At 65.6% G+C, this 10,382-nt stretch carries 9 protein-coding genes and 1 pseudogene; 5 read left to right on the top strand and 5 right to left on the bottom strand.

Annotated features, from left to right (window positions below; all coding sequences use genetic code 11):
- The 3 genes and pseudogenes from VF497_RS08800 to xerD all read right to left on the bottom strand — a co-directional run.
- Nucleotides 1-1,009 (bottom strand): annotated as a pseudogene (locus VF497_RS08800) (phosphoribosylformylglycinamidine synthase); the annotation flags it as partial.
- A 169-nt stretch (nucleotides 1,010-1,178) separates the two neighbouring features.
- Nucleotides 1,179-1,997, bottom strand: coding sequence for a DsbC family protein (locus tag VF497_RS08795; protein WP_330887762.1), 819 nt, complete (start codon nucleotides 1,995-1,997; stop codon nucleotides 1,179-1,181).
- A gap of 558 nt (nucleotides 1,998-2,555) precedes the next feature.
- A complete protein-coding gene (xerD, locus tag VF497_RS08790) occupies nucleotides 2,556-3,509 on the bottom strand; it encodes a site-specific tyrosine recombinase XerD (RefSeq protein ID WP_330887760.1) in 954 nt (317 codons plus the stop codon).
- A 149-nt stretch (nucleotides 3,510-3,658) separates the two neighbouring features.
- Between xerD and VF497_RS08785 the strand changes: the two genes are divergently transcribed.
- Nucleotides 3,659-4,111 (top strand): RDD family protein, encoded by a 453-nt coding sequence (locus VF497_RS08785; RefSeq protein ID WP_330887758.1) that lies wholly within the window; start codon nucleotides 3,659-3,661, stop codon nucleotides 4,109-4,111.
- Here the strand turns inward: VF497_RS08785 and lptG are convergent.
- Both lptG and lptF read right to left on the bottom strand, forming a co-directional pair.
- The gene (gene lptG / locus VF497_RS08780; protein ID WP_330887757.1) at nucleotides 4,108-5,241 is read right to left on the bottom strand and encodes an LPS export ABC transporter permease LptG; all 1,134 of its coding nucleotides are present in this window, start codon (nucleotides 5,239-5,241) and stop codon (nucleotides 4,108-4,110) included. The genes VF497_RS08785 and lptG overlap by 4 nt on opposite strands.
- On the bottom strand, nucleotides 5,241-6,419 hold the full coding sequence (gene lptF / locus VF497_RS08775) for an LPS export ABC transporter permease LptF (RefSeq protein WP_330887755.1): 1,179 nt from the start codon (nucleotides 6,417-6,419) through the stop codon (nucleotides 5,241-5,243). Before lptF ends, lptG begins: the two co-directional genes overlap by 1 nt.
- 184 nt (nucleotides 6,420-6,603) lie before the next feature.
- Here lptF and VF497_RS08770 point away from each other — a divergent pair, with 184 nt between their 5' ends.
- The 4 genes from VF497_RS08770 to VF497_RS08755 all read left to right on the top strand — a co-directional run.
- Nucleotides 6,604-8,094, top strand: a complete 1,491-nt coding sequence (locus tag VF497_RS08770) for a leucyl aminopeptidase (protein ID WP_330887753.1) — start codon at nucleotides 6,604-6,606, stop codon at nucleotides 8,092-8,094.
- Nucleotides 8,095-8,155: 61 nt separating this feature from the next.
- Nucleotides 8,156-8,647: a hypothetical protein gene (locus VF497_RS08765; RefSeq protein WP_330887750.1), complete on the top strand. Its 492-nt coding sequence runs from the start codon at nucleotides 8,156-8,158 to the stop codon at nucleotides 8,645-8,647.
- 6 nt (nucleotides 8,648-8,653) lie between these two features.
- On the top strand, nucleotides 8,654-9,076 hold the full coding sequence (locus VF497_RS08760) for a DNA polymerase III subunit chi (RefSeq protein ID WP_330887748.1): 423 nt from the start codon (nucleotides 8,654-8,656) through the stop codon (nucleotides 9,074-9,076).
- A 230-nt stretch (nucleotides 9,077-9,306) separates the two neighbouring features.
- Nucleotides 9,307-10,382: TonB-dependent receptor plug domain-containing protein (locus VF497_RS08755; protein ID WP_330887746.1), on the top strand; the 1,076-nt coding region annotated here is incomplete at its 3' end.

Here is a 10,382-nt window from a genome sequence, read left to right as displayed (position 1 = left end):
CCGGGATGCGCAGGTTGCCGACGGTGAAGCCGCACAGGCCCGCCTTCGGCTTGGCGCCGAGACCGGTCGCGGCCTCGTCGCGGATCTCGCCGCCGGCGCCGGTCGCCGCGCCCGGATACGGCGCGATCGCGGTTGGGTGATTATGCGTCTCGACCTTGATCGCGTAGGGCACGGCTTCGTTCGTCGCGACGAAACGGCCGTCTTCGCGCGGGAAGAAGCGCGCCGCGGCGCTGCCCTCGATCACCGCCGCGTTGTCCTTGTATGCGGACAGCGTGTGCGCGGGCGAGGTCTGATGCGTGTTCTTGATCATCGCGAACAGCGACCGATCCTTCACCGCGCCGTCGATCGTCCAGCTCGCGTTGAACACCTTGTGCCGGCAGTGTTCGGAATTCGCCTGCGCGAACATCATCAGCTCGACGTCGGTCGGATCGCGACCGAGTTCGGCGTAGCGCGCAACCAGGTATTCGATCTCGTCGGGTGCGAGCGCTAGGCCGAGACGCGCGTTCGCTTCGGCCAGCGCCGAGGCGGGATCGCCGCCGAGCGCGACGCGCTCCAGCGGTGCGACTGCACCGGCGCGGAACAGCGCCTGCGCATCGTCGAGCGTGGCCAGCACCGACTGCGTCATCGGATCGTGCAATGCCTGCGCGAGTTTCTGCCATTGCGTCGATCCGGGCATCGGCGGTTTGGTGATCGTGAACGCGATGCCGCGCTCGACACGATGTATAGCCATGCCGCAGCCACGCAGGATCTCGGTCGCCTTGGTCGACCACGGCGACAGGGTGCCGAGCCTGGGTACGACCCACAACGTCGCCGGCTTCGCCTCCGCGTTCGTCGCGCGCAGCACGCGGCAGAGCGCATCGCGATCGAGCGCGGCGGCCGGATCGGTATCGACGAAATACACATAACGCGCCGCACCGACACGGAAGTCGGGCAGCGTACGGTTCAGTTCACGGTTGAGACGCTCGAGGCGAAATGCCGAGAGGGCCGGCTGTCCATCAAAAACCAACATGGCGCGCAGCGGCTTCTTGCGGAAGGGGCGCGTATTCTAGCCGACGCGCGGGACGCGCGTCGCCCCGGCGGCGATTGAGGACCCGAACTTCAACGAGGAGCGAAGATGGAAAACTGGATCCCGGATCAACGCACGTCCCTGTGCTGTCCGGGATGGCACCATCCTGGCGTCACTTTGCCGCGACGGCGCCCTTGGCGTTCTGCGCCGCCAAGCGATCGAGCTCGGCGAGGAACTTCGCCGGATCCTGCACGACACCGCCGTTCACCTGCACGCCGCTCTCGTTGAGGATGGTCGGCGTGCCGCTGATGCCGATCTTCATCGCCAGCGCGGTCGTCTCGGCGACCGGATTGGCGCAGGTCTTCGTGCCCGGATCCTGACCGTTCATCGCCGCGGTATAGGCGGCATTGCGGTCCTGCGCGCACCACACCGCTTGCGCCTTCTTGTCGGCGCCGGGGTGGATTGCAAGCGGGAACAGCACATATTCGACCGCGATGCCGACCTGGTTGTAGGCCGCGATCTGCTTGTGGAACTGGCGGCAGTACGGGCAGTCGACGTCGGTGAATACGGTCACCGTGTGCTTGGGATTCGCCGGCGCGAACACGAGGCGCTTGCTCTGCGGCAGCGTCTTCAGCGAAGCGAGGCGCAGTGACGCCTGGGCACGGCCGGGCAAGCTGGCCTTCTGCGCCACGTCGATGACGTCGCCCTGAATCAGGTATTTGCCGTCGGTGCTTGCGTAGACCACTTGGCCTCCGCTGACGACGACTTCGTAGAAGCCCGGCAGCTCGGCCTTGGCCATTGCCTGAATCTTCACGTTGGGCGCCAGCTTGCTGAGCGCGTCGTATATGGTCTTTTCCTCCGGCGACGCCGGTGTGAACGACGGCGCCGAAGCGGCAGCGGAGCTCACATCGGCAAACGAGGCGGTACTTTGGGCATGGGCAACCACAGCCACGAGGGCGAGACTGGCGGCGGCAATCAGATGTTTGAGCATGACAATTCTCGATGAAGGACAGAACGTGCGCGACGAAGCAATTACGCCACACACACAGACGAAAAAAATACCGCTCGACCGACAACCGGGGCCGACGAGCCGATGACCGGGGTTCGCCAGCATTTCTTGCGATTATCGCACGATTGGGATGCGTGGACCGGGCTGCTGGCGCGGCTTTAGCTCGGCTCTGCCTCGTCTCTTCGCTCCTGTTCAGGGCGTTTGACCTCGCCCGCCATGCCATTACTTGCGCCATCCTGGCGTGCGCGGTTATGACTTCGCGTAAACGCTCGTACTCGGCTTCGCCTCGCTAGCTGTTGCTAGGCTCGGCCTTCCCGGCCTCGCCAAGCAACCCGTCCCTTCGCTCCTGCTCAGGGCGTTCGGCCTCGCATGCGACGCCATTCATGGCATCGTGTAAGCGCTTGCGCTCGGCTGCGCCTCGCTGACTGTTGCTAGGCTCGGCCATCCGGGCCTCGCCAAGCAACCCGTCCCCTTCGCTCCTGCTCAGGGCGTTCGCGCTCGCGCGCGATGCGCTTCAACGCATCGCGCAAACGCTCGCACTCACCCCCTTGGATGATGCTGCGCGTGCAGGCGCTTCAGGCCTTCGCGCGCCACCAGCGTGTAGATCTGCGTGGTCGACAGGGAGCTGTGGCCGAGCAGCATCTGCAGCGCGCGCAGGTCGGCGCCGTGGTTGAGCAGGTGGGTGGCGAAGCAGTGGCGCAGCACGTGCGGCGAGATGCGCCTGGCGTCGATGCCGGCGGCGGCCGCGTGCTGTTTCACCATCGTCCAGAACATCTGTCGCGTCATCGCCTCCTTGCGCCGGGTGACAAACGCCGCATCGGCGATCTTGCCGGCCAAGAGCGCAGGCCGCGCATCGGCATAGTAGCTTTCGAGCCAGTCCAGCGCCTCCTCTCCGATCGGCACGAGGCGATCCTTGCCGCCCTTGCCGGTCACGCGCAGCACGCCCTGGCGCAAGTTGATCTGGTCCGTGGCCAAATTGACCAGTTCGGATACGCGCAGGCCGGTCGCGTAGAGCAATTCGAACATCGCGCGATCGCGCAGGCCGAGCGGCGTGGCGACGTCGGGCGCGCGGATCAAGGCCTCGACCTGCGCCTCGGTCAGCGCCTTCGGCAACGGCTTGGCCAGCTTGGGCGTATCGAGCAACAGGGTCGGATCGACCTCGATCACACCGAGGCGCTGCTGCATGCGGTAGAAATGGCGCAGGGTCGAGAGCAGGCGCGCATTGCTGCGCGAGGAGTACCCGCCTTCGCCACGCTCGGCCAGATAGCGGTGCAGTTGCTCGCGCGTACAGCGCAGCAGGCCGCCGCCCGCATGCACCAGCCAGCGCGCCAGGCCTTCGAGATCGCGCCGGTAGCTGGCGAGTGAATTTTCGGCGAGGCCCGACTCGGACCAGGCGCGCTCGAGGAAATCTTCGATCAGCGTGCGTTCGCCGCTGTCTATCTGATCGCTGACGCGCAAAGCGGCGGTCGCGGACTGTCGTGCGGATTTCCTCATCGCTGCATCGGGTAGACTTCGTCTTCGCGCCAGATCGCCATTGAGCGCATTTCAACACAAGCCGCGAAGATTTTTCTTGAACCCGTTCCGCTTGAAAGTCACGTGACGGATTTGCATCTGCGCGGAAACGACGAACCAAAAAACATTCGATGAATTCCATTTCCGAGCGCACGACCGCCGCCCCCGCCCATCTCGGCTGGCGCCTGATCACCGCTACCTACGATCTGTTCCCGCTGCTCGCGCTGTGGTTCTTTGCGACGCTTGCCGCGCTCGCACTCACCGGCGGCGCGCTCGACGTGCATCGCCTCGGCCACAAGCTGCTCGTGCAGGCGCTCGTGCTCGCGGTGACTGCGGCCTACTTCATCGTCTCGTGGATGCGCGGCGGCCAGACCGTCGGCATGAAGCCCTGGCGCCTGCGCGTGGTCGGCGCCGATGGCGGCGCGATCGACCTCAAGCGCGCGCTGCTGCGCTTCGCCGTCGCCTTGGTTTCGCTCGTTGCGCTCGGCCTCGGTTTCCTCTGGTGTCTTGTCGATCGCGAACGGCGCGCCTGGCACGATATCGCCGCAGGCACGTTGCTCGTGCGGCTGGAGAAGAACCCCTAGGCGTTCCTGCGAAAGTAGACGAACGCCGCCACCGCGAGGAACAGCGAGGGCAGCGCATTCACCAGGGCGAGGTTGAAATTGTATACCGCACCCATGCTGACCACGGACTTCTGGAAGAAGTAGTAGCTGATCGCGAGCGCCATGCCCATGAACAGGCGCTTGCCGAGGCCGCCCGTGCGCAGCGAGCCGAACGCGAACGGTACCGCACAGAACGCGAGCACGAGCACGTTGAGCGGATAGAAGATGCGCCCCCAGTAGGCGAGCTTGTAGCTGGTCGCGTCCTGGCGGTTGCGGTTCATGTAGTCGATGTTGCGCGCAAGGTCGTTCATCGACAGGTATTCGGGATGGATCATCGACACGGCGAGCACGTTCGGATCGAGCTGCGATTTCCATTGCTTGGTTTCTTCGGTCGTGCTCGTCGCCGACCGCCCCTCGAATTCGGTGCGGCGCACGTCGTGCAAGGTCCATTCGCCGTTGACGTGGGTCGCCGTCTTCGCGATCGACAGCGCGGAGAGCTGGCCGATCGGAGTGAATTCGAACACCCGCACCTCGGACAGTTCGATTATCGGCGTGCCGCCCTTGTTCGCGCGCGTGCGCCCGCGCTTGGCGTTGATTACCGTGTCGCCGTCGCGCGCCCACAGCGTGCCGCCCTTGCCGATCGCGATGTCGCGGTTCTTCGCCGTCTGCATCAGCGATTCGGCCTTCTGCTGCGCGCGCGGTGCGATCACCTCGCCCATCAGCGCAACGAATACGGTCAGCACGGTCAGCGCGAGCACGACCGAGGCGCAGATACGCAGCTTGGACATGCCCGCGGCGCGCAGCGCGGTCAGCTCGCCGCTCGCCGCGAGTGCGCCCATGCCCATGAGGCCGCCGATCAAGGCGCCGTAGGCGAAATACTGGTACATGCGCCGCGGCACGGTGAGCAGGATGTAGGCGACCGCCTTCGCCAGCGTGTAATCGCCGGTGCCGACGTCATTGATCTCGCCGACGAAGGCCTGCATCGCGTCGAGCGCGACGACGACGATCCAGGCGAGCAGCACGCCGCCGATAACCGACAGCGCGACGACCTTGTCGACCTTCTTGAAGCGCAGCCGGTCGAGACCGAGGCGCGTGGCGAGCGAAGCGGCCATCACGCCGCTCCCACCGCGAGCCGAGCCTTGGCCGGCTTCGGCCTCGGCAACTGCTGGCTGCGCCAGAGCAGGTACAGCGCGATCAACAGCACCGGGACATGCACCCACCACATGCCGAGCGCGAAGCTCAGCTTGCCTGTGACGAGCTGGTTGCGCGCGATATTCATGAACGCGTAGTAGATCGCCCACGACAGGCCGGCGATTATCAGGCCGGCATAACGCGGCTGGCGCGGGCTCGATTTCGACAGCGGCAGCGCGAGCAGGATCAGCACGAGGGTCGAGATCGGCGCGGCCAGGCGCCATTGCAATTCGGTGCGCTGCACGAGGTCCTCGCTGCGCAGCAGGTCGGCGGTCGGCGCGGCGCGCTTGACCGCGTCGGTGCTCGCATCGGGTTCGGAATCGGTGAGCTTCACGTCGTTGCGCGCGTAGCGCAGCAGGCGATAGTTGTCCTGGCCGATGATGCCCTCGACGCGGAAACCGTTGTTGAGGCCGAGGTAACGCTCGGCGCCGTTGACGTCGTGGTACAGCTCGCCGTCGGCCGCGGTGATCACGTTGATGCGCACCGGCGCCGAGGCGGCCTTGGCCGCGGCGTCGGGTGTGTTCTTGTCGATGCCCACGGCGCGCTCGCTGGCGACGAACATTTTTTTGAACTGGACGCCATCCGCGCTCATCCTCTCGACGTACATCATGCCGTCGCCGTTCGGCAATTCCACGAACTTGCCTGGTTCAAGCCCCGCGATGATCAGCGAACGGTTGGCTTGCAGCACGAGACTTTGCGACAGGCGCACCGCGGCCGGCGCGAGCCAGAACGAAATCAAGGCCATGGCCAGCGCCAGCGGCACAGCCAGCAGCGCAAGCGGACGCAGCAGGCCGGTGACCGGCAGGCCCGAGGCGGCGAACACGGCCATCTCGCTCTCGCGGTAGAGCCGACCATAGGCCAGTTGCACGCCGATGAACACGGCCAGCGGTGCGAGCAGGGTCAGCGCATCGACCGTGCGCAGGCCGATCAACGAAAACAGCAGTTCAGCCGGAATGCGCCCGCGCGCGATCTTGTTGAGCAGGTCGGCCACCGTGCCGCCGATGCTGACAAGCAGCAGGATCGCGGTCGCGGCGACGAAGCTGACCAGCAGCTCGCGCGCGAGATAGCGGTCGATGATGCGCAGGGTGGGGAATCGCATGTTGCGGTAAACTTGCTCTCTTGTAGTGTGCGCCGCCAGCGCCGCGCACCGCGATTGCACATGCAAGCGCGTTTACGCAGCCTTAATTGTAGCCGAGTGGGAAGGCCTTCCCTTCTCCGCCGGCGGTTCCGCGCCTTTGCGGCCGGCGCAAACTTTTCTTTTTCCATATCGATACGGTAACGAAATGACTCTCCAATTCAGCCTCGACCTGCACGCCGCCGACACCGCGGAAACCCCCTGCGTCGTCGTCGGCGTGTTCGACGACCGCACGCTTTCCGCCGCCGCGCAGCGCATCGACGCGGCCGCCGGAGGCGCGATCATGCGCCTGCTCGACTCGAATGACTTGTCGGGCAAGCCCGGCGCGACGCAGGCCCTGTTTGGCCTTGCCGGCATCAAGGCTGCGCGCGTGCTCGTCGTCGGCCTCGGCGATGCGAAGAAGTTCGACGCGGCGCGTTATGCGAAGGTCAGCGGCGAGGCCACGCGAGCGCTGAAAGGTTTGCCGATCGACGGCGCCGCGTCGTATCTCAGCGAACTCGATGTGCCGGGCAAGGATCTTGCTTGGAAACTGCGCACCGCCGCGCTGGCCAGCGACGCGCAGGCGTACAGGTACACGACGACGTTCAAGCCGCGCGAGAAATCTTCGCGTCCGGAATTGCATGCGCTCGCCTTCGCCGCGCCCGCCGGCACCGACGCGGCCGTGCTCGAACAGGCCATCGCCATCGCCAAGGGCGTGCGCTTCGCGCGCGAGCTCGGCAACCTGCCGCCGAACATCTGCACGCCGGCTTATCTCGCCGGCGAAGCGCACCAGCTCGCCAAGGATCATGCGGGCGTCAGCTGCGAAGTGCTCGAAGAAGAGGAAATGTACAAGCTCGGCATGGGCGCGCTGCTCGGCGTCGCGCAAGGCTCGGCGAACAAGCCGCGCCTGATCGTGCTCGAATGGAAAGGCGGCGCGGCAGATGAAAAGCCCTACGCACTCGTCGGCAAGGGCGTGACCTTCGATACCGGCGGCATCTCGATCAAGCCAAGCGCCGGCATGGAGGAGATGAAGTTCGACATGTGCGGTGCCGCCGGCGTGCTCGGCGCGTTCCAGACCGCGGTCGAACTCAAGCTCAAGCTCAACCTCGTCTGCGTCGTGCCCGCGGTCGAGAACATGCCCGGCAGCAATGCGCAGCGGCCGAGCGACGTGGTCACGACCATGTCGGGCCAGACCGTCGAAGTGCTCAACACCGACGCGGAGGGCCGCCTGATCCTGTGCGATGCACTGACCTACGTACAGAAATACAACCCGCAGACGATTATCGACGTGGCCACGCTGACCGGCGCCTGCGTCGTCGCGCTCGGCAAGCATGCGAGCGGCCTGATGACCCAGGACGACACGCTCGCCGACGAACTGCTCGCCGCCGGCAACGCAACGCTCGACCGCGCCTGGCGCCTGCCGCTGTGGGACGACTACCAGAGCCAGCTCGAAACGGGTTACGCCGACATCGCCAACATCGGCGGCAAGTACGCCGGCGCGATCACCGCGGGCTGCTTCCTCGCGCGCTTCACCGAGGGCTTCCGCTGGGCGCATCTCGACATCGCCGGCAGCGCCTGGGACGAGGGCCGCAAGGGCTCGGCGACGGGTCGGCCCGTGCCGCTGCTCGTGCAGTACCTGCTCGATCGCGCGGCTGGCTGAATTTAACTGCGTGCGCGATAGCGTGGCGGCTGTTTTTTGCCGCCACCACGAAGGAGCCGTTATGTCCGCATTCCGCATTTCCCAACGCGTCGCGCTCGCCCTGCTCGGCCTCGGTCTGCTGCCGGCGGCGCAGGCACTCGCGCAGGACAAGGCTGCGGAATATCCCGTGCACACGCCCGAAGAAGCGATTGCGCTGACCGCGCAGAATCCGACCGGCTTCAAGGCCAGCGTGAGCTTCGTCGTGCGCAAGGCCGACGTCGGCAAGAAGGGCAAGGGTCGCGATCACGTCTTCCTCGATTCGATGGAAGACTATCGCGATCCACATTCGCTCAACGTCAACGTGTTTCCACACTCGGCCGAACGCCTGCATCTGAACGGTAACCCGAAGGATCTCGTCGGCAAGTCCGTGACCGTCTCCGGACTTGTCCGGCGCGTGCGCATCCGCTGCCAGAACGGCTGCCCGCAGGATGCAGGCGCGAGCCACTACTATCAGACGCAGATGTACGTGCGCGAAGGCGACGACGCGCAGATCGAAGAGCCATCGGAAAAGTAGGAACACATGCCCCGCGCCGACTTCTATCTGATCGCCAAGCCGCGCTTCCGCGACGATCCGCTGTTGCTTGTCTGCGAGCTGGCCAAGCGCGCGTTCGAGTCCGGGCAGCCGGCGCTGATCCTCGCGCGCTCGGCCGACCAGGCCGATGCGCTCGACGAGAAGCTCTGGGAGTTCGACGAGCAGGCCTTCATCCCGCACCAGATCGCCGGCGACGACGACGACGCGATCACGCCGGTGCTGATCGTCGCACCGGGCACGACGACTGCCGATCGCACGCTCGTGATCAACCTGCGCCACGAATGCGCACCGGGCCTGTTCGAGCGCGTGCTCGAAGTCGTGCCCGCCGACGAGGCGCAACGCCTCGGCTCGCGCGAACGCTGGAAGACCTACAAGGCCGCCGGCTTCGACGTGAACAAGCACGACATGTAGGCCGCGTCGGCGCACGACGGGACTCCACACCGGAACGCTGCCGGACGCCGGCCCCCGCGCTTGACACGCGGCCGTCAAAACGTTATCAATTTGTCAAATTTTTTTGACATGTCGAATTTCGATGACCGGCATTCCATGCCGTCCAGCCACCGATTTCGCCAGCTCGCCTCGACCCGCAGCACTGGCAGGATGCCGCCATCTGCCCACTCCACTCCCCCGGGGAACATTCGATGAACACGCAGTCCACCGCTTCTTCCGCCAACCGATCTTCCGCGCCGCGCCCGGCACGCAACAAGATCGCCCATGCTGTCTTCTGCGCGCTCGCCGCGCTGGCTTTCGGCTCCGCGCATGCCGCCGATGCCGCCGCAACCGAGGCGGATGCACAGGCCAAACCGGCCGATGCGAACGCCGGCGCGGAATCCGCGTCGCTGGAAACGGTGACGGTCACCGCGAACAAGCGCTCCGAGTCGCTGCAGAAGGTGGCGCTCAGCATCTCCGCGATCGACGGCAAGGACATGACCAATGCCGGCTCGCAGAACTTCACCGACCTGATCTCGAGCGTGCCGAGCCTCGGCATCTTCAAGACTGGCTCGGGCCGCTCGCAGATCATCATGCGCGGCGTCAACGCAGGCAATTCCTCGGAAGACGATCCGCAGACGCAGGAAACTGTCGGCCTCTATGTCGACGATTCGCCGGTTTCGGTCAACGGTTTCAATCCGGAGTTCGGCCTATTCGACCTCGAGCGCGTCGAGGTGCTGCGCGGCCCGCAAGGCACGTTGTACGGCGCCGGCTCGATGGCCGGCGCGATCCGCCTGGTCACGCGCAAGCCGCTGCTCGACACGGTCGAAGGCAGCGTCGAAACCTCGATCGCCGACATCGACCACGGCGGCACGAGCTACGACCTGCGCGGCGTGATCAACGTGCCGCTGGTTGCGAACGTCGCCGGCCTGCGTGTGTCGATGTACGACGACCGTAACGGCGGCTTCATCAAGAACACGACCACGGGCGAGAACAACATCAACCGCGCCAACGCAGTCGGCGGCCGCGTAGCCCTGCGCGTGCTGCCAACCGACAGCCTCACCGTCGACCTGTCGCTGTGGGCCCACGACCAGAGCGATCACGGCCGCGGCCTCGACGAGACCGGCAACTACACGCGCGCCTACAAGTCGCCGGAGAATTCGAACGAGGATTACACGCTGTCCAACCTCACCCTGACCCAGGCCCTCGGCTGGGGCAGCATCGTTTCCTCGACGTCGTATTTCCAGATGAACATGCTGAACCGCTGGAACCTCGACAAGATCTACAC

This window comes from Rudaea sp. (assembly GCF_036383415.1).
Classification (GTDB): Bacteria; Pseudomonadota; Gammaproteobacteria; order Xanthomonadales; family Rhodanobacteraceae; genus Rudaea.
Note: the sequence above shows the minus strand (reverse complement) of the source record. Positions and strands in the feature narration are given on the sequence as shown.